The 17,689-nt window shown below is 61.3% G+C and carries 20 protein-coding genes, 1 tRNA gene and 1 pseudogene; 12 read left to right on the top strand and 10 right to left on the bottom strand.

The features are described from left to right. The first annotated feature begins 65 nt into the window (after window positions 1-65). The 9 genes from ABX75_RS20735 (at window position 66) to ABX75_RS20695 (ending at window position 5,201) form a co-directional block, all read left to right on the top strand. A complete protein-coding gene (locus ABX75_RS20735) occupies window positions 66-278 on the top strand; it encodes a cysteine-rich CWC family protein (RefSeq protein ID WP_034096371.1) in 213 nt (70 codons plus the stop codon). After that, the gene (locus ABX75_RS20730) at window positions 278-970 is read left to right on the top strand and encodes a pseudouridine synthase (RefSeq protein ID WP_034096370.1); all 693 of its coding nucleotides are present in this window, start codon (window positions 278-280) and stop codon (window positions 968-970) included. Before ABX75_RS20735 ends, ABX75_RS20730 begins: the two co-directional genes overlap by 1 nt. A gap of 304 nt (window positions 971-1,274) precedes the next feature. Then, a complete protein-coding gene (locus ABX75_RS20725) occupies window positions 1,275-2,159 on the top strand; it encodes an alpha/beta fold hydrolase (protein WP_034096369.1) in 885 nt (294 codons plus the stop codon). Window positions 2,160-2,321: 162 nt separating this feature from the next. After that, window positions 2,322-2,395: transfer RNA gene (locus tag ABX75_RS20720), tRNA-Gly, on the top strand. A 216-nt stretch (window positions 2,396-2,611) separates the two neighbouring features. Continuing rightward, a complete protein-coding gene (locus ABX75_RS20715) occupies window positions 2,612-3,136 on the top strand; it encodes a DUF3833 domain-containing protein (protein ID WP_034137336.1) in 525 nt (174 codons plus the stop codon). Window positions 3,137-3,176: 40 nt separating this feature from the next. Continuing rightward, window positions 3,177-3,482, top strand: a complete 306-nt coding sequence (locus ABX75_RS20710) for a DUF6482 family protein (protein WP_034096782.1) — start codon at window positions 3,177-3,179, stop codon at window positions 3,480-3,482. 83 nt (window positions 3,483-3,565) lie between these two features. After that, window positions 3,566-3,907 (top strand): hypothetical protein, encoded by a 342-nt coding sequence (locus ABX75_RS20705; protein ID WP_309295754.1) that lies wholly within the window; start codon window positions 3,566-3,568, stop codon window positions 3,905-3,907. Window positions 3,908-4,009: 102 nt separating this feature from the next. Then, window positions 4,010-4,510, top strand: a complete 501-nt coding sequence (locus tag ABX75_RS20700) for a methylated-DNA--[protein]-cysteine S-methyltransferase (RefSeq protein ID WP_047882573.1) — start codon at window positions 4,010-4,012, stop codon at window positions 4,508-4,510. 265 nt (window positions 4,511-4,775) lie between these two features. Continuing rightward, window positions 4,776-5,201, top strand: a complete 426-nt coding sequence (locus tag ABX75_RS20695; RefSeq protein ID WP_034112375.1) for a low affinity iron permease family protein — start codon at window positions 4,776-4,778, stop codon at window positions 5,199-5,201. A 54-nt stretch (window positions 5,202-5,255) separates the two neighbouring features. Here ABX75_RS20695 and ABX75_RS20690 read toward each other — a convergent pair whose 3' ends face one another. The 4 genes from ABX75_RS20690 to ABX75_RS20675 form a co-directional block, all read right to left on the bottom strand. Further along, complete coding sequence (locus ABX75_RS20690; protein ID WP_034096365.1) at window positions 5,256-5,783, bottom strand: DUF4142 domain-containing protein; 528 nt, start codon at window positions 5,781-5,783, stop codon at window positions 5,256-5,258. A gap of 118 nt (window positions 5,784-5,901) precedes the next feature. Continuing rightward, window positions 5,902-6,543, bottom strand: coding sequence for a LysE family translocator (locus ABX75_RS20685; RefSeq protein ID WP_034096364.1), 642 nt, complete (start codon window positions 6,541-6,543; stop codon window positions 5,902-5,904). Between the two features lie 49 nt (window positions 6,544-6,592). Beyond that, entirely contained in the window at window positions 6,593-7,003 is a 411-nt protein-coding gene (gene fos / locus ABX75_RS20680; RefSeq protein WP_040267565.1) for a fosfomycin resistance glutathione transferase, read from the bottom strand. Window positions 7,004-7,073: 70 nt separating this feature from the next. Then, a complete protein-coding gene (locus tag ABX75_RS20675) occupies window positions 7,074-7,988 on the bottom strand; it encodes a LysR substrate-binding domain-containing protein (protein ID WP_034096362.1) in 915 nt (304 codons plus the stop codon). Between the two features lie 69 nt (window positions 7,989-8,057). Between ABX75_RS20675 and ABX75_RS20670 the strand changes: the two genes are divergently transcribed. Further along, complete coding sequence (locus ABX75_RS20670; protein WP_034096361.1) at window positions 8,058-8,543, top strand: DMT family transporter; 486 nt, start codon at window positions 8,058-8,060, stop codon at window positions 8,541-8,543. Between the two features lie 7 nt (window positions 8,544-8,550). Here ABX75_RS20670 and ABX75_RS20665 read toward each other — a convergent pair whose 3' ends face one another. The 5 genes from ABX75_RS20665 to ABX75_RS20645 form a co-directional block, all read right to left on the bottom strand. Beyond that, a complete protein-coding gene (locus tag ABX75_RS20665; protein ID WP_034096360.1) occupies window positions 8,551-9,879 on the bottom strand; it encodes an MFS transporter in 1,329 nt (442 codons plus the stop codon). Between the two features lie 59 nt (window positions 9,880-9,938). Continuing rightward, window positions 9,939-10,880, bottom strand: a complete 942-nt coding sequence (locus ABX75_RS20660) for a hydroxymethylglutaryl-CoA lyase (RefSeq protein ID WP_034112370.1) — start codon at window positions 10,878-10,880, stop codon at window positions 9,939-9,941. Further along, window positions 10,877-12,070 carry a CaiB/BaiF CoA-transferase family protein gene (locus ABX75_RS20655; protein ID WP_047882572.1) on the bottom strand — a complete coding sequence of 398 codons (1,194 nt, stop codon included), beginning with the start codon at window positions 12,068-12,070 and terminating at the stop codon, window positions 10,877-10,879. Before ABX75_RS20655 ends, ABX75_RS20660 begins: the two co-directional genes overlap by 4 nt. Window positions 12,071-12,172: 102 nt before the next feature. Continuing rightward, window positions 12,173-13,126: a LysR family transcriptional regulator gene (locus ABX75_RS20650; protein ID WP_034096357.1), complete on the bottom strand. Its 954-nt coding sequence runs from the start codon at window positions 13,124-13,126 to the stop codon at window positions 12,173-12,175. Next, entirely contained in the window at window positions 13,126-13,800 is a 675-nt protein-coding gene (locus ABX75_RS20645; RefSeq protein WP_047882571.1) for an NAD(P)H-binding protein, read from the bottom strand. The genes ABX75_RS20650 and ABX75_RS20645 overlap by 1 nt, the downstream gene beginning before the upstream one ends. Window positions 13,801-13,913: 113 nt before the next feature. On the opposite strand from ABX75_RS20645, the pseudogene ABX75_RS20640 reads away from it, so the two are divergent. Next, window positions 13,914-15,102 (top strand): annotated as a pseudogene (locus tag ABX75_RS20640) (MFS transporter). On the opposite strand, the gene yiaY reads toward ABX75_RS20640, so the two are convergent. Beyond that, window positions 15,069-16,217 carry an L-threonine dehydrogenase gene (gene yiaY / locus ABX75_RS20635; RefSeq protein WP_034096354.1) on the bottom strand — a complete coding sequence of 383 codons (1,149 nt, stop codon included), beginning with the start codon at window positions 16,215-16,217 and terminating at the stop codon, window positions 15,069-15,071. The pseudogene ABX75_RS20640 and the gene yiaY overlap by 34 nt on opposite strands. 124 nt (window positions 16,218-16,341) lie before the next feature. Between yiaY and ABX75_RS20630 the strand changes: the two genes are divergently transcribed. Beyond that, on the top strand, window positions 16,342-17,358 hold the full coding sequence (locus ABX75_RS20630; protein WP_047882570.1) for a DUF4917 family protein: 1,017 nt from the start codon (window positions 16,342-16,344) through the stop codon (window positions 17,356-17,358). Window positions 17,359-17,689 lie beyond the last annotated feature (331 nt).

The following is a 17,689-nucleotide window of genomic DNA, read 5'->3' as shown; positions in this document are numbered from 1 at the left end:
CCCTGTATCGTGCAAGGCACGCCGGAATGGACCGGCTCCTTGCCCGATACCGCCCGAACCGACCGATGACCACGCCCACCCTCTGCCCCGCCTGCGGCGCTCGCAACGACTGCGCCCTGGCCGACCCTCGCCGCGTCGACCAAGCCTGCTGGTGCTACAGCGTCACCATCGATCCGGCGGTGCTGCAAGCCCTGCCGGACGCCCTGCGTAACCAAGCCTGCCTGTGCCCGCGCTGTGCCCAAGTCGACCAACAGTTACGCGACGCCGAGCGATCCTGATGCGTGTCGATCGTTTCCTCAGCAACCTGCCGCGCTTCAATCGAAAACAGGTACGCCTGTTACTGGTGGAGCGGCGGATCCGGGTCGATGGCGTTGCCGTCAGCGATCCTCACCATGAAGTGCGCGAATTCAGCCGGGTATGCCTGGACGATGAGGTGCTGCAGGCGGGCAAGCCGGCGCGTTATTTCATGCTCCACAAACCCAGGGGCTGTGTGAGCGCGACGTTGGATCCTGAACACCCGACCGTACTCGATTGGCTCGATGAGCCGGATAAGGGCGAGCTGCATATTGCCGGGCGGCTGGACTTCAACACCACGGGCTTGCTGGTGATCACCAATGACGGCCAATGGTCGCGCCGGCTGACTCAACCGCAGACCAAGTTGCCCAAGGTGTACCGGGTCGAGACGCAACAGGACATCGGCCCCGAGTACGCGCCTACGTTCGCCGCAGGCTTGTACTTTGCCTTCGAAGACCTCACCACCCAACCCGCCGAACTGACGCTGCTGGGGCCGAGGACCGCGCGGTTGAGCATCGTCGAGGGCCGCTACCACCAGGTCAAACGCATGTTCGGACATTTCGACAATAAAGTGATCGACCTGCATCGTGAGCGCATGGGCCCGCTGGTGCTGGACGCGACCCTTGCGCCGGGCGAGTACCGGGCATTGACCGACGCAGAAATCAGACAGGTCTGACGACCATTCAGCCGGCGACTGCAAAAACCTATTTGAGCGCCTTGCGGCATCCCGGGTCTGCTGCTTGAATCAAACCGTCAGCCGCAATATGACTGACGAGTCGCCTATAAACTCCAAGACCCACCTTGCCCTGCCCGCGCTTGATCCACGGGCCCTCCAGGCAAACCGCCCGCCATAACAACACCCGCCGGCCAGCCGTAATCGGACCGACATGGGCCTTCCTTTTCCAGGCGTATGCCTACCTGTCACAAAGCTCGTGCAGAGTGTTCTGCGCGCCCTACCCGCTTGCCAGGAGTCTTACGACATGAGGCCAGAAATCGCTGTGTTGGATATACAGGGTCAGTATCGGGTTTACACGGAGTTCTATCGCGCGGATGCCGCTGCAAAGACCATCATTCTGGTCAACGGCTCGATGGCCACCACGGCATCCTTCGCCCAAACCGTGAAGAGCCTGCACCCGCAATTCAATGTGGTGTTGTACGACCAGCCCTACGCCGGCCGTTCCAAACTCCATAACCGCCACGAGCATATGCTCACAAAGGACGTCGAAGGCCATATCCTGCTGGAGCTGATCGAGCACTTCGCCGCCGAACATGTGTTGTCGTTTTCCTGGGGCGGCGCCGCCACCCTGGTCGCCCTCTCCCAGCGCCCGCGCCGGGTGGAAAAAGCCGTGATCAGCTCATTCTCACCGGTGATCAATGCGCCCATGCGCGACTACCTGGAACGCGGCGTCGATTACCTGAGCAACCTCGACCGCGATCGTGTCGGCCACTTGGTCAACAGCACCATCGGCAAGCATCTGCCCTCGCTGTTCAAACGGTTCAACCACAAGCATGTGAGCAGCCTGGCCGAGCATGAATACGGGCAGATGCATTTCCACATCAGCCAAGTGCTCGACAGCGACCGGTTGTGCTACCTCAAGGCGGCCAAGCAGATCGACATTCCGGTGCTGTTCGTCAACGGCGAATGGGACGAATACACCAGCGCCGACGATGCCAGGCTATTCGGTCAATATGTGAAGAACAGCAGCTTCAGTAGCATCCAGGCCACCGGTCACTTTCTGGACATGGAACACAAAGCCGCGTGTCGGGACAGCCGTGACGCCGTGGTGGGTTTCTTGAAACCGGAGCAGCGTATCAACCGGCCGCGCTACGACCGCGGCCAAACGCAACATGCGTTCGCACTCTGAACCGCAGAGGCCTTGCCGGCTCACCATGGCGAACACGTGCGGTCGCCATGGTGAGCCGGCAAGAAGCCGTTCGTCACCTCGACAGATGCACGCAACCTGCACATTTTCCAAAGAAAAACTTCAAATCCCAGCGCACATCTGGTACAAAGTCAGCCGCTCTGAGCGGGTGTCGTATAATGGCATTACTCCAGCTTCCCAAGCTGATAACGAGGGTTCGATTCCCTTCACCCGCTCCACTCAGATTCGCTCCCCGTCACGCCGTTGCTGACGGGGATGCATAAGAAAACCGGCCCTTGGTGGCCGGTTTTTTTATGGGCGAAATTCAGTGATACCACCCGATCTTGCGACCTTTACGCATCACGACGCAGCGCAAACCTGTACAAATCAATTATTTTGTACAAGTATCAATGGCGATAGGGGCACTTCGCCTCGCACGATCACGGAGCCCCGCCATGGTGCGTCTACTGGTTTCTCTATTGCTGGTCGCAAGTCTGTGCAGTTGCACGGGCGTGGGGGTGGATCACTATGCCGATCAGCAACCCAAGCTGGATCTGGAGCGTTTTTTCAGCAAGCCGGTCAAGGCCTGGGGCATTTTCGAGAAGCGTTCCGGCGAGGTAGCCAAGCGCTTTGAAGTGCAGATCGACAGCCGGCGCGAGGGCAACCAGCTGATTCTCGACGAGCGTTTCGTGTACAGCGATGGCACTCGCCAACGTCGCGTATGGACGCTCACCCCGGACGGCCCCGGGCGCTGGCGTGGGCGCGCCGGCGATGTGGTCGGCGAGGCGATCGGTGAGGTGGCGGGCAACGCGTTGCGCTGGCGCTATCGGCTCAACTTGCCGGTGGACGGTTCGGTGTACGAAGTCAGCTTCGACGACTGGATGTATCTGATGGACGAAGACACCCTGATCAACCGCTCCAGCATGTCCAAGTTCGGCGTGGAATGGGGGCAGGTCACGCTGTTTTTCCGTCGCCAATAAACGGGTTTTTCAGCCTGCCTGACAGGCGTGGGGATGAATGATGAATATGCAAATGCTGTCGGATGTGGCTGCAAAAGGCGAAGTCCGCGAACTGGAATTGCTGTCGCTGGAGGGCGGTTTCTATGTGGCACGCATCAGGCTGGTTCACGGCGAGATGACGTTGTTGGGCGAGGACGGCCAGCCTTTGCGTATCCGCTCCACCACACACTTGCGCGACCTGCTGCAAGGCGTGGCACCCTTCCCCTGCGTGCTGGTGCAACAGTGCGCCCATGACGAAATGTGCGGGGTACGCGATGGGCCCATCGAAGCGTTGCGCGTGCCGTTTTCCCTGGAGGCGACCTTTTAGCAGCGGTAAATCACGTTCGGAAAAATCTGGATGCGCTGAAAGATTCCGGTAAGGATGATGCGACCCCTGCCCCCGGAAGCAAGATGACCGCCATGCCTGAATACCCACAAACCACGCCCAAGCCCACCCTGCATCAGGTGGTGGGCTGGGTGGTGGTGCTGCCCCTGCTGGTTTCGTTCCTGAGGTTGCCGGTGCCGTTTGGGTTGCTACTGGTGTTGGCCTCCCTTGCTGGGTCGGTGTACGGCGTACGATTTGCCAAGCGCCACGCCAGCCGGCGCGTCAGCCTGTTTGCGCTGGTCGTCACTGTGCTTAATACCCTCTCACTGTTTGCCGTAGGCCATCCGACGATAGTGAAGGTGCCGTTTCTGATCGCCTGGTGGTACGTAGCCCCCTATTACTCCAGCTGGGTGTATTGGAATTTCTAGAGGGGCGCAAAATTCGAGCGCAAGAAACGTAGTGCCCGCTTAGTCTGCTGGCGCTAGTGTTGGGATGCGCCGTTAAACTGTCGCCCTCCCAGGAGTTCGCCTATGTCCTACGACTACATGCTCATGCCCTCCCCCGTCGGCCAGCTCACCCTGGTGGCCCGCCACGACAAGCTCAGTGCCATTTTGTGGGAAACCGAACGCGCCAATCGGGTTCGACTCGGCGAGTTACGCGCTGCTGACGACAACCCGGTGCTGTTGGAAACCGAGCGCCAGTTGACGGAATACTTCGCGGGCCGGCGCGATAGGTTCGAGCTGGAACTGGAGTTCACCGGCACCGACTTCCAGAACCAGGTGTGGCGGGCGCTGTTGACCATCCCTTTCGGCGAAACCCGTAGCTACAGCCAGATCGCCCAGCAAATCGGCAACCCGAACGCGGTACGCGCCGTGGGCGCGGCCAATGGTCGGAACCCCATTTCGATCATCGCCCCCTGCCATCGCGTCATCGGTGCGTCAGGCAGTTTGACCGGGTTTGCCGGTGGGCTGGAGGCCAAGCGGTATCTGTTGGCCCTTGAGGATCGCGGCCAGACGAAAATGGGCTTCTGATCAGGCGGGCAAGATGGGCCCGCGGACAAAAGCCTGGCAGTTGTATAAGGGTTCGAACCCCAGCTTTCGATACACCGAGCTGCCACTCGCTGTAGCCTCCCGAAAGAACGTTAAACGGGCTTGATTTTTGCGCGGTGAAATAGGCGCAGGTATCGGCACTGAAGCGCCGATGCAGCAGGCATAACAACGCAAAATTGTAAAAATAAATTTTAGAGCGCGGCTGCGGTCAGAATTTCATCACCTGTATTTTTTAAGGAACCCGGTCATGAAATTCTCTGCAGTCTCCCAATCTCTGTCTCGCTGGGCGGGCAGCGCGCGCACGTTCTACGCGGCAGTCGCGTTGATCGGCCTATGGAGCCTGAGCGGGCCGTATTTTCATTACAACGACACCTGGCAACTGATCATCAACACATCGACCACCATCATCACGTTCCTGATGGTGTTCCTGATTCAGAACACGCAAAACCGCGATAACGACATCCTGCATATCAAGATCGACGAACTGCTGCGGGTGACCAAGGACGCGCAGAATGCCGTACTGAGCCTGGATGGCCTTGACCGCAAGGAACTGGAAAAACTGCGCCAGGAATACCGCAGCATCGGCAAAACGGCCTCGATGAACCTCAACAACAGCTGCGGGCATGCCGCCGACGATGCGGCGCCGAGTAAAACCGATCTGAATCAGGCATAAAAAAACGGCGGCTGGATGTGATCCAGCCGCCGTTTTTTGGTTCAGGCGTAAGGTTCAACCATCGCCTTGATGACCTTTGCCATAGGTCGAGGCCAGCGCGCGGGCCTTTTGCAGACGCTCTTCCAAGCGTGGCAACGTTTCATCCACCAGCGCTTTTATTTCCGGTACATCCGAGGCGGCACCTTCTTGCTTGAACAGCGCGATGGCCTCTTCGTTCTCCTTGACCTGCTGGGCCGTGTAGGCGGCATCGAAAGAGTCGCCGTCCTTGAGTTCGGGCATCAAGGTCTCGGCTTTATCCACGATCTGTTCGCGCGGGGCCACAGGCAGATCGAGCTTCTTGGCAATCGCCGCCAGATGCTGATTGGCCAGGGTGCGCTCGTTGATGACTTCGATGGTGTAGTCCTTGATTTCCTGGGACGAGGTTTTCGCGTGGGCCATGCGACTGGTTTCGATATCGGCCATGCCCTTGGCCGACGCCTTCTCGATGAATTCGCCAGGCGACTGGGCGAAAGCACTGCTGGCGCCGAGGCCCAGCAGCATCGCGAAACTGGCGGTGCGTAACCGGATAGCCATGCGGCTCATGATGGGTTCCTCCAGAGCAAAAATTAGGGCGGGGCACAGGCCCTGCCCTGAATTCGAATTTTCACAGGAGTAAAGGTTTAGAAAAAACTTACCAGTGCGACGAACGGTCATCGGCTCGTCAGGCCGCTTTGCTGCTAAACAAGCCGGGCAAAGCATGGGCCAGGGCGTTAATGGCGAAGCCGATAAACATCACGCCACAGAGACGGGTGATAAGGATTTCATGGCGCTGGTACAGGGTGCGCACCCGCTGAGCGCCGACCACGCCGACCAGAATCCCATAAGCCAGCAACCCGCCGATAAAACTCAACACGATCAACCACGGCAGCATCGACCAGGTCAGCAGCTCGGCACGGCTGGACAACAACGCAGTAAAGGTGGCCACCGCCACCGGGTAGGCCTTGGGGTTGGTCAAGCCGAACAGAATGCCGTGCCAGAACGGATGCCGCGCCGCGCCCTCGGGAGCATCGCTGCTGCGACGCTGGGTGCGTATCGCGCGCCAGCCCAGCCAGAACAAATACGCACCGCTGAGCACGCCCAGCACATCGAACGCGCTGCTGCCCACCTCCCGCGCACCGACGATGGCAATCAACGCAGTGCTGCACCACACCACGTCCCCCAGCAAATGCCCGCACAAAAAACCCGCCCCGGCCCGCCGACCACGGGCGGCACCGATGCCGAACACGGCCAGTACACCGGGGCCAGGGGTAATCCCGTAGATAAAACCCGAAGCAAGCACAGCGAGCAGCAAGGAAGGGGTCATGGCGCGACTCTGATCAGTGAAGGGTGCAAGGATTTTGCACGTTCCGGCCTTACGGGTAAAACGTCATGCCGGTATAAGGCCGCGTGCGACAGGCTCGCAGGCGCGACGCCAGATCGCCGACGTGGACTTCGAGCTTATGGCCGTCCGGGTCGAGAAAATAGAACGAGGCGCCCTCGCTGCGGTTATCGCGCCATTCCTGCACGCCGGCGGTACGCAGACGCTCGACCAGCGCGGTGAACCCCTGAGGCTCAGCCGAGAACGCGTAATGCGTGTAGTCCGCAGCCGGCTCCGACCCGCATGAGCTGTCGAGGGACAGGCACAACCACAACCCCGGCAATGATAAATACGCGCCATTATCCCACGTGGCGTCAAGCTGAAGCCCCAGCACATCATGGTAGAAATTGACGCTGCGCGGCACGTCGGTGACGGCCAGAGTCAGGTGGTTGAAGCCAGAAAGCATGATATTTCCTCGGCGCAATAGCTTGAGCAAGATCCAACAGTGCGAGCGCAGATTATGAAACGAGCGGATCTCAACCCACCACCGCTTGTATACGCCCAATCAGCCATTGCAGCCCCGTATCCCCACCCCGCCGCGCATGCCAGGCCAGTTCGAAGGCAAACGATGGAATAGCGAATGGCGGTGGCAGAGTGAGCAATTGCCGATGATCAACGTTCTGCACGCCACGGGCGGACACCGTCAGGATCAGGTCCGTGCCCAGGATCAACTGTGGCGCCACGCCCCAGTGCGGCAGGCTGATCGCCACGTGTCGGCGCTGGCGGATCGCCCTCAGCGCCCGCTCGATTTCCGGGGTGCCGCTGCCGCGCATTTCCAGCAGCACGTGGGGGCGTGCCAGGTAAGTGGGCAGGTCGAGCGTGGCGTTGTCCGGTAGGCTGTCGCGATCGATCAGGCAGGTGTAGTGCTCATCGAACAGCGCCGTGGTGCGCAGTTCCCTAGGGATATCGGGGAACACACCGGCGGCCAGGTCGAGGTCGCCGTTGAGTATGCCGTCGACCATGCCTTCGCGGCTGGTTTGCACGATTTGCAGGTCGATACCGGGCGCTTCGCGGCGCAAAGTGCGCACCAGGCTCGGTAGGAAAATCGCCGCGCTGTAGTCCGACATCGCCACACGAAACCGGCGCTTGGCCGATGCCGGGTCAAATTGATTCGGTGCCAGCAGCGCCTGCACCTGTGCCAAGGCTTCAGCCAGCGGCGTAGCCAGCTCAAGGGCCCGGGCCGTGGGCACCAGTGTGCCGCCTTGGCGCACCAGCAACGGGTCATCCAGTACATCGCGCAAACGCGCCAGCGCATGGCTGACCGCCGGCTGGCTCAGGTGCAGGCGCTCGGCGGCGCGGGTGACGTGCTGCTCAGTGAGTAACGCGTCGAGGATCACCAGCAGATTGAGGTCGATGCGACGCAGATCATTCATCAGCTGCATGCTCATCATAAGAACTTGGAATTTAAATTTGCGTGACGAATATCCTAGAGTCCAGCGAAACCATTCAGGAGATTCGAGATGACCCCCTTTCATTGGCTTGGGCTGATAGTGCTGGCCGTGATCGCCGGCGCGGTGGTGCCATTTCAGAGCGCGATCAACGCCAACCTCGGGCGCGGCCTCGGCCACCCGCTGTGGGCCACGCTGGCCTCGCTGCTGGTGAGCATTGTGGTGCTGCTGCCGGTGATGTTGGCGCTGCGCCTGCCGTTGCCGAGCCTGGCCTTTATCACCCAGGCGCCCCTGTGGATGTGGGCCGGTGGTGCCTTTGGTGTGTGTTTTATTTCCCTGGCGCTGATGCTGCTGCCCAAATTGGGCGCGTCGGGGTTTGTCGCGCTGGCGTTGGCCGGGCAGATGCTGGCCTCGCTGATGCTCGACCACTTCGGCCTGTTTGGTTTGGCAGAGCGTCAACTGACAACGCCCCGGGTGGTCGGGGCGTTGTTGCTGATGGGGGGCGTGGCGTTGATTCAGTTCGGCGGCGCGCCAGCCAAAGCGCTGGCGTCCGCGTGAACCCGCGTCAGCGCTTGTCGGACGTGCGCATTTTCTGCGGCAGGCCCCACATCAGCAACGCAGCGGCGATCAACGCACACACGCCGATCACATACAGCGCCGGCGTGGTGGTGCCGGTGATGTCCTTGATGCGACCCACCATCACCGGGCTGACGATCCCACCCAGTTGCCCCAGCGTGTTGATCAGCGCAATCCCGCCCGCCGCGCCCGCCCCGGCACCGGCCAGCAGTTTGGGCGGTAAGGTCCAGAACGTCGGGATCGAGGCAATGATGCCGGCGCCCAAAAGGCCCAACGCAATAATTAGAAACACCTGCTGATCATCGAAGATGCCCGCGCAGAAAAACCCGACCGCGCCCATGACCACCAAGCCGCTAACGAACTTGCGCCGCTCGCCGGTGGCATCCGACCAACGCCCCACCACCACCATGGTGATAGCCCCGCAGATATACGGAATGGCGGTCAGCAGACCGATCACCACCGCGCTTTCGATACCCGCGCTGCGGATCAATTGCGGCGCCCAGAAGTTGAGGCCGTAGGACGCCACCTGGATCAGGAAGTAGATCAGTCCCAACATCAGGAATCCGGGAATCCGCAAGGCTTGCAGCAGCGAGCCTTTCTTGTGCACTTCGTGCACCGCGATGCGGCTGGCCAGCAGGGTTTTCTCTTCGGCGCTGAGCCAGGGCGCGTCCTCGATGCGGTCCTTGAATTGGGTGAGTACCATCCAGGCCAGCCCCACGCACGGCAGACCGCCGAGCAGGAACAGCCAGTGCCAGCCGCGCATTTGCAGCACGCCGTCCATATGCTCCAGCACCAGGCCGGAGAACGGCGCGCCTACCAGCCCGGAAAAGGCCGAGGCGAGAAACAGCATCGAGGTGATGCGCCCACGGAAGTCCTGGGGAAACCACAAGGTCAGGTAATACAGCACGCCAGGGGCAAACCCGGCCTCCATCGCCCCGATCAGAAAGCGCAGGGCGTAGAACTGCCACTCGGCCGTGACGAACACCATGGCCGCCGTGGCCAGGCCCCAGGACACCATGATCCGCGCGATCCAGCGGCGCGCGCCGACCCGGTACAGCATCATGTTGCTCGGCACCTCGAAGATCACGTAGCCGATCACGAACAGCCCCGCGCCCAGACCGTAGGCGGTGTTACTCAGGCCCAGGTCGGCCTGCAGCTGGAACTTGGCGAAGCTGATATTGATGCGATCGAAAAAGGCGAACAGGTAGCACACCATGATCAGCGGCATCAGGCGCCACGCAACCTTGTGAACCACCGCTTTGACCGGATCGACATCACCGACCGGGCGCGCGCCGGTCTCTACTGTATTGGTGCTCATTGTTTTCTCCCAGCGGATCGCTCTACGGCGTCCGATTGTTTTTGTTGTCTGGTGTAGCGTCACAACGCGGCGGTGTACGCCGGTGGTGGATGCAGGTCGCAATTACGCCCAGCCTTGACCACCTGGCCGGGCAATTCGTGACCCAGCAGCGCCGGCAAGCGCCGGGACAACTGCAACAGGTGCGGCAGGTCGATACCGGTGTGAATGCCCACTTCATCACACAGGTTGACCAAATCTTCAGTGCAGATATTGCCCGACGCCCCCGGCGCAAACGGGCAGCCGCCCAGGCCGCCGAGCGCTGCATCGAAGCGGCGCGCGCCGGCGTCATAGGCCGCCAGCACATTGCACAGGCCCAGGCCGCGGGTGTTATGAAAATGCAGGGTCAGATCCCGCGCAGAAACCCGCTGCAACACGCGTTTGACCAGGCGCGTCACCTGACGCGGGTTGGCCATGCCGGTGGTGTCGGCCAGGCTAATGCCCTGGATACCCAGCGCCTGGTACGCCTCGACAATCTGCAGCACCCGGTCTTCGTCGATCTTGCCTTCGAACGGGCATCCAAAGGTGGTGGCGATGCTGCCGTTGAGACGTACCGGATGCTCGGCGGCGAACCGCGCGACATCGGCGAACGCTGCCAAGGACGCTTCGCAGCGCATGCGCATATTGGCCAGGTTGTGGGTTTGGCTGGCGGACATCACCAGGTTCAATTCGTCGGCGCGGGATTCGATAGCACGCTGAGCCCCCTTGAGGTTGGGGATCAGCGCCACGTAGATCACCCCCGGCCGACGTTCGATGCCCTGGAACACCTGCTCGCCGTCGCGCAGCGCCGGGATAGCCTTGGGCGACACGAACGAGCCGGCTTCGATGCGGGAAAAACCGGCGAGGGACAACTGATCGATCAAGGCAATCTTATCGGCGGTCTCGACCCAGGTCGGCTCGATCTGCAGGCCATCGCGCGGCGACACTTCCTGCACGATCAACGGGTCGTCATAACGCTGGATCATTGCACCACCCCCGACGCTCTCAAGCGTTGGATATCAGCACCACCCAAGCCCAGGTTGCCGAGGATTTCGTCGGTGTGCTGACCCAGCGCGGGCCCCTGCCAATTCACGCCGCCGGGGGTTTGCGAGAGCTTGGGCACGATGCCTGGCATCTTCACCGACACACCGCCGGGCAACTGGGCATCGAGCAGCATGTCGCGGGCCTGGTAGTGCGGATCACTGACGATATCCGCCACTGAATAAATGCGACCGGCCGGCACTTCGGCAGCCTCCAGGGCGCTGAGCACGCGGTCGATGGGCTGGCTGCTGGTCCAGTGGGTGATGGCCGCGTCCAGCACGGCGCTTTGGGCGGCGCGGCCGTCGTTGTGAGCAAGTTCGGGCGCGTCGGCCAGGTCGGAGCGGCCGATGGCGTGCATCAGACGCCTGTAGATCGGGTCGCTGTTGCCGGCGATCACCACGTAGGCACCGTCGGCGGTCGGGTAGGTATTGGATGGCGCGATGCCGGGCAACGCACCGCCGCTGCGCTCGCGCACGTGGCCGAGCATGTCGTATTCCGGCACCAGGCTTTCCATCACGTTGAACACGCTTTCAGCCAGGGACACATCGACGATCTGCCCCTCGCCCTGGCCGGTCTTGACCCGCAGCAACGACATCAACGCGCCGATCACTCCATGCAACGAGGCCAGGGAATCGCCGAGGCTTACCCCGACCCGCGCCGGAGGCGATTCCGGGTTGCCGGTGGTGTAGCGAATGCCGCCCATGGCCTCGCCGATGGCACCAAAGCCCGGACGATCACGGTACGGCCCGGTCTGGCCGTAGCCGGAGATGCGCACCAGGGTCAGCTTAGGGTTCAGCGCGTGCAGCACCTCCCAGCCCAGGCCGAGTTTTTCCAGGCCGCCGGGGCGCAGGTTTTCGATCAGGACGTCGGCATCGCCGAGCAGTTGCTTGATCAGGTCCAGGCCTTCACTGGACTTGAGGTCCAGGGCCAGGGACTTCTTGTTGCGCGATTGCAGGTACCACCACAGCGAAGTGCCCTCGTGCAGCTTTCGCCATTTGCGAAGCGGATCGCCCTGCCCCATGGATTCGATCTTGATCACATCGGCGCCAAATTCTGCCATCAGCCGTGCGGCAAACGGCGCTGCGATCAGCGTGCCGATCTCGATCACCTTGATTCCGCTTAGTGGAGCCGTCATCGGGAGTCCCTCTTATTCTTGGAATAGTGACCAAGGCTAGAGGACCGCCGCGGGAGAAATCCAACCGTCAGTTGGCAAGGAGCGTTCGTTAAACGCGAACGCTCAGGGATTTTTCCGTAGGACCAGGCTGTCAGGCCGCTCCAGGGAAGGCACTGAGAGACTCAGGTAGTCGAACAGTAAACGGCTGACGGGCGACAACTGTGTTTCATCACGTACGACCAGGATCAGACTGCGGTCCGACCAGGCGTCCGTCAGCGCCACGGCGTGCAGGCCGAGCGGGCGACCGAACAGCTCATAGGCTTTGCGCGGCAGGATGCCGATGCCCATCTTGGCCTGGACCATGCGACACATCGCATCGAACCCCGGCACATGAATGCGCAGGCGCAGCATCTGGCCAGCCTCGCGCGCGGCGGCATGGGTGCGCATGTTGATCGAGCTGGCGGCGTGCAGGCCGATGTGATCGCTGCCCAGGGTGTCGGCGAACGCCAGGGCCGGCCGGGCCGCGAGCGGATGATCGGCCGGCATCAGCACCACCAGTTTGTCGTGGCGATAGGTCACGCTGGGCAGGCCCTTGGTGTCGGTGTCGCAGGAGCAGATCCCCAGGTCCGCCACCCCGTCCAGTACACCCTGCACTACGCCGTTGCTGGGGCGCTCTTCCAGATCGGTTTTGACTTCGGGATGCAGCTCGGAAAAATCCCGCAGGTCTTCGGGCAGGAACTGAATGATCGCGGACAGATTGGCCAGCATCCGCACATAACCGCGCACACCATGGCTGTGTTCGCCTAGCTCCAGGCCCATTTTTTCGACGTTGAACAGCATCCTGCGTGCATGGTGTAGCAGGGTCTCGCCGGCTGCCGTCAGCTCCATGCCTTTGGCCCGGCGCACAAACAGACTGACTCCGAGCACCTGCTCCAATTCCATCAAGCGTTTGCTGGCGGCGGACACTGCGATGGCTTCCCGGGTGGCGGCGCGGGTCAGCGTGCCCTCTTCGAACACCGCGACGAATAGTTGCAGGGTGATCAAGTCCAGGCGCCGCACCAGGCTCTTGTGCAACATCACACACGCTCGCTGGCCAGACGCTGGATCTGGGCCTGTTTCACCACTGCCTGCGGCGCGCCATGGCGTACCGCCGCCAGCATCCCACGCCCCACCGACTCGGTGCTCACTACCCATTCGGGTTTTATCCGACGCACCAGCGAAAGCAACGGCCCGAACAGCCTATAGAACGCCTGATACAGCGGCGTCTTGGAACGCACGCCATGCATCGGCTGAATGACCCCGGGGCGGAACAGGTAGACCGCCTTGAACGGCAAGCGCAGCAAAGCATTCTCGGTCTTGCCCTTGACCCGCGCCCACATCGACTTGCCCTTCTCGGTACTGTCGGTGCCGGCGCCGGACACGTAGATAAACGTCATCTGCGGATTGAGCCGCGCCAGGGTACTGGCGGCGACGAGGGTCAGGTCGTAAGTCAGATGGGTGTAGCGCGCTTCACTCATGCCCGCCGAAGAAACACCCAGGCAGAAGAAACACGCATCGAAGCCCTGCAACAGATTTTCCAACGGCTGGAAATCCAGCATATCGGCGTGCAACACCTGATGCAGCTTGCCATGCACCTGAGGCAGCGGCGTACGGCCAACCGCGACGACCTCCTGCACATCCGCCGCCAGCAGGCACTCGCGCAACACGCCCTGGCCGACCATGCCAGTGGCGCCGAATAACAGAACTCTCATAAGGTTTACCTTCAAAGGCCCGCCATGAACGGCATCCTGAAGACAAATACACTACCAGCTTGTGGCGTCCCCGCTGTAGCTCCACGGCCAAACAACAATAAGGAAGCTTGCCATTGAAAAGCACCACCACCCTTGCGCTCGCCTGCAGTGCCGCTTTCCTCGCCCAAGTTGGCATCAGCAGCTACTTGCCGGCGGTCCCAGCCATCGCCCTTGCTCTGCCCGCCGCCGAGGATCGAGTGGCTCTGGCGCTGGCGGTGTATTTGGTAGGCATGGCGCTGCCGATGTTGCTGTGGGGCAGCCTGGGTGAGCGGTTTGGTCGTAAGCCGGTGCTGCTGGCGGCGCTCGCGTTGTATGGGTTGGCCAGCGCGACCATTCCATCAGCGTTCAACGTTGAAGTGTTTTTGACCTTGCGTCTGATTCAGGGCTTTGGCGCGGGCGGTGTATCGGTGATGGCGAGGGTTCTGGTACGGGACAGTTTCAGCGGCGCGCTTCTGGCCAAGGGGTTGTCGTGGCTGGGGATGACGTTTGTCATCGCACTGGGCATCGGTCAGTTTGCGGGATCTAGGGTGCAACTGGCGTTTGGCTGGGAGGCAATTTTCTATGGCCTAGCCATCGGCTCAGCCCTCTTGATGATGGTCTTGCAACGTGTGACGTTTCCTAAATTATTGAAAGCCGATTCCTCGCTCCCCCCCATGGCGCATTTACGCCACGATTGCGCGGCACCCACCCTTCTTGCATGCCGCGCTGCTCGGCGGTTTGGGTTACGGGGTGATCATCGCGTTCAATACTTGCGCTCCGCTGATCCTGCAGGGGCATTTTCAGTGGAGCGCGGCGCAATACGGTTGGCTGGGTTGGCCGATCAGCGGGGCGTATCTGGCAGGCGCCTTGATGGTCAATCGCTTCGTGGCACGCACGGGGCGATTGACCATGATGAGTTGGGGGGTTGCGCTGGTGCTATTGGGTAGCGCCGTGATGTTGCTGGGCAGTGTGTTTGCGAGTGGGCTTGCCGTGCTGCTGTGGCTGCCGTATTGCGTGGCCGTTCTGGGCCAGTCAATGAGCTACCCCATCAGCCTGTCACTGGCCAACGATGGGGCGCCCATTAGCGGCTCGTACGCCATGGCCTTGAGTGGTTTTACCCATCAGTTGATGGCGGCCATGATCGGTGGCGTGGCGAGCCTGCTGGTCACTCAGCAGGCATCGCCTCTGGCGCTTCTGTGCGTGGCATTAGCGGGCGGCGCGTGGATCTGCGTCGCCCGTTGCAAGGCAGATCAAAACGCGCTGCGAAAGATCTCCTCAATCTGACGCTGATCGGCCCGGCGTGGGTTGGTCAGCCCGCAGGCGTCCTTAAGTGCGTTGGTGGCCAGCAGGGGAATGTCCTGCAACTTGGCGCCCAGTTCGCGCAGGCCGGCGGGGATTTCCACGTCGTGGGCCAGGCTGCGGATGGCCGCGATGGCGAGTTGGGCGCCCTCTTCGTCACTGGCGCCTTGGGTATCGGCGCCCAGGGCGCGGCCGACGTCGCTCAGGCGTTTGGCGCTGACGCTGGCATTGAAGCTTTGTACGTGAGGCAGCAATACCGCGTTGCACACGCCGTGGGGCAGATCGTAGAAACCGCCCAACTGGTGCGCCATGGCGTGCACGAAGCCCAGGGACGCGTTGTTGAAGGCCATGCCGGCGAGGAACTGCGCGTAGGCCATGTTCTCCCGCGCAACTTTGTCGCTGCCATCACGTACGGCCAGGCGCAGGTTGGCGCTGATCAGTTCAATGGCCTTGATCGCGCAAGCGTCGGTGATCGGCGTGGCGGCGGTGGACACGTAGGCTTCGATGGCGTGGGTCAGGGCGTCCATGCCGGTGGCGGCAGTGAGGCCCTTGGGCATGCCGACCATCAGCGACGGGTCATTGACCGACAGCAGCGGGGTAACGTTACGGTCGACAATGGCCATTTTCACGTGGCGGGTTTCGTCGGTGATGATGCAGAACCGGGTCATTTCGCTGGCGGTGCCGGCGGTGGTGTTGATGGCCACCAGCGGCAGTTGCGGTTTGCTGGATCGGTCGACACCTTCGTAGTCGCCGATATGCCCACCGTTGGTGGCGCACAGTGCAATGCCCTTGGCGCAGTCATGGGGCGAGCCGCCGCCCAGGGACACCACAAAGTCGCAAGCGCTGTGCTGCAACAGCGCCAGGCCTTTCTCGACGTTTTCCACATTGGGGTTGGGTTTGGCGCCGTCGTAGATCACCGAGTCGATGTCCTGCATCGCCAGTTTCTCGGCGATCATCGCGGCCACGCCGGCCTTGGCAAGCCCGGCGTCGGTGACGATCAGGGCCTTGCGAAAACCATAGTTGCGAATGGCATTCATGGCTTCGTCGAGGCAATCGGTGCCCATGATGTTGACGGCGGGAATAAAGAAAGTGCTGCTCATGGCGAATCCTCGGATGACGTTATAGGTACAGCATCAACCTCAGCCGCCTGGCGCACCTTGATCAAGATCAACGCCGGCTCGTGATAAAGTCACCGCCCAGCCGATTTCGAGTAGACCCGCCGCAATGAAGGATTTCCAGGATATTGACGCCCACCTTGAAGACTGGAGCGCGCTGCGTAGCACCCACGACTTCAGCGCGATACTGATCGGCAACGGCGCCAGCCGGGCGATCTGGGAAGACTTTGCCTACGACTCACTGTTCGAAAACGCCCGCACCGTCGAAGAAAAACCCTTGAGCGCCTCCGAACTCAGTGTGTTTGATGCGTTACAGACCCGCAGCTTCGAGCAAGCCCTGGGCGCGTTGAAAACCACCAGCCGGGTCAACAAAGCGCTGGCAGTCAGCTCAGCCGCGCCACGCAATCGCTATTACGCGATCAAGGAAGCGCTGATCAATACCATCCACGCCGTGCATATCCCATGGCGCCTGGTGCAGCCCTCGACCCTGGCGGCGATCAATGGCGAGCTGGCCCGCTACACCACGGTGTTCACCAGCAATTACGACTTGCTCAACTATTGGGCGATCCTGCACGCCCCGGGCATCGATGACCTGTTTCGCGGCACCGAAGCTTGCTTCGACCTGGGCAATACCCGCACCGACGCCACGCGTATCCTCTACCTGCATGGCGGCCTGCATCTGGTGCGCAACCTCGACGGCACCGCGCGCAAACTGCCGAGTACCGACAGCACCCTGCTCAGCAGTTTCGCGATCAACAACACCCTCAAGACCCTGGACGATGTGCCGCTGTTCGTCAGCGAAGGCAACGTCCAGGAGAAGCTCAAGACCATCCGCAGTTCGGATTACCTGTCGTACTGTTACGCGCAACTGCTCAACCATCAGGGTGCGTTGTGCGTCTTCGGCCACGAGCTGGGCACGCAGGACAGCCACCTGGTGGAAGCGATTCGCCACGCTCGCCCCAGCACATTGGCGATCTCGGTGTCGGGGCGCAGTGAGGGGTTCATTCGTCAGCAGAAGCGCCGGTATTCGCAGTTGTTCGACGGCACTGGAGTCGCGCTGAAGTTCTTTGCGGCGCGCACTCACGCATTGGGTAACTCGGCGTTGTCGGTCCCCGTGGAGACATAGATATCCTAAAGCGGCTCTATAGCGCTGTGGTGAACGGGCTTGCCTCGCGCAGGGCAAGCCTGCTCACCACTAAAACCGCATTTTTCAGGTGATGTTTTCACCGAAGAGATGTAGATACCCATGCCTCCGATAGCGGCGTATCAGTTACCAATGAGCTGGCTGAAACAGGTCTCTACACACATCTCAAAGGCTGATGCGTAACGCTGTGGTAATGGAATGGACGCCCCCTTCCTAACGGCATCTATGTGCCAAAGTTAAAGTGTTACCCACACTTAGCGGAAGGGAGCGTCCTCATGCAGCTTACGACTGTTTCGGTTGACTTGGCAAAAAC

The sequence above is a fragment of the Pseudomonas sp. ARP3 genome, assembly GCF_001029595.1.
Lineage (GTDB): Bacteria > Pseudomonadota > Gammaproteobacteria > Pseudomonadales > Pseudomonadaceae > Aquipseudomonas > Aquipseudomonas rhodesiae.
This window is presented reverse-complemented; position numbering and strand designations above follow the sequence as displayed.

Coding starts and splice junctions, on each gene's coding strand:
- ABX75_RS20655 (WP_047882572.1), bottom strand. CDS start 12,070: ATGACGGCTCCACTAAGCGGAATCAAGGTGATCGAGATCGGCACGCTG.
- ABX75_RS20730 (WP_034096370.1), top strand. CDS start 278: ATGCGTGTCGATCGTTTCCTCAGCAACCTGCCGCGCTTCAATCGAAAA.
- ABX75_RS20665 (WP_034096360.1), bottom strand. CDS start 9,879: ATGAGCACCAATACAGTAGAGACCGGCGCGCGCCCGGTCGGTGATGTC.
- ABX75_RS20650 (WP_034096357.1), bottom strand. CDS start 13,126: ATGTTGCACAAGAGCCTGGTGCGGCGCCTGGACTTGATCACCCTGCAA.
- ABX75_RS20685 (WP_034096364.1), bottom strand. CDS start 6,543: ATGACCCCTTCCTTGCTGCTCGCTGTGCTTGCTTCGGGTTTTATCTAC.
- ABX75_RS20660 (WP_034112370.1), bottom strand. CDS start 10,880: ATGATCCAGCGTTATGACGACCCGTTGATCGTGCAGGAAGTGTCGCCG.
- ABX75_RS20690 (WP_034096365.1), bottom strand. CDS start 5,783: ATGAGCCGCATGGCTATCCGGTTACGCACCGCCAGTTTCGCGATGCTG.
- ABX75_RS20715 (WP_034137336.1), top strand. CDS start 2,612: ATGGTGCGTCTACTGGTTTCTCTATTGCTGGTCGCAAGTCTGTGCAGT.
- fos (WP_040267565.1), bottom strand. CDS start 7,003: ATGCTTTCTGGCTTCAACCACCTGACTCTGGCCGTCACCGACGTGCCG.
- ABX75_RS20630 (WP_047882570.1), top strand. CDS start 16,342: ATGAAGGATTTCCAGGATATTGACGCCCACCTTGAAGACTGGAGCGCG.
- ABX75_RS20670 (WP_034096361.1), top strand. CDS start 8,058: ATGACCCCCTTTCATTGGCTTGGGCTGATAGTGCTGGCCGTGATCGCC.
- ABX75_RS20645 (WP_047882571.1), bottom strand. CDS start 13,800: ATGAGAGTTCTGTTATTCGGCGCCACTGGCATGGTCGGCCAGGGCGTG.
- ABX75_RS20675 (WP_034096362.1), bottom strand. CDS start 7,988: ATGATGAGCATGCAGCTGATGAATGATCTGCGTCGCATCGACCTCAAT.
- yiaY (WP_034096354.1), bottom strand. CDS start 16,217: ATGAGCAGCACTTTCTTTATTCCCGCCGTCAACATCATGGGCACCGAT.
- ABX75_RS20710 (WP_034096782.1), top strand. CDS start 3,177: ATGAATATGCAAATGCTGTCGGATGTGGCTGCAAAAGGCGAAGTCCGC.
- ABX75_RS20735 (WP_034096371.1), top strand. CDS start 66: ATGACCACGCCCACCCTCTGCCCCGCCTGCGGCGCTCGCAACGACTGC.
- ABX75_RS20700 (WP_047882573.1), top strand. CDS start 4,010: ATGTCCTACGACTACATGCTCATGCCCTCCCCCGTCGGCCAGCTCACC.
- ABX75_RS20695 (WP_034112375.1), top strand. CDS start 4,776: ATGAAATTCTCTGCAGTCTCCCAATCTCTGTCTCGCTGGGCGGGCAGC.
- ABX75_RS20705 (WP_309295754.1), top strand. CDS start 3,566: ATGACCGCCATGCCTGAATACCCACAAACCACGCCCAAGCCCACCCTG.
- ABX75_RS20725 (WP_034096369.1), top strand. CDS start 1,275: ATGAGGCCAGAAATCGCTGTGTTGGATATACAGGGTCAGTATCGGGTT.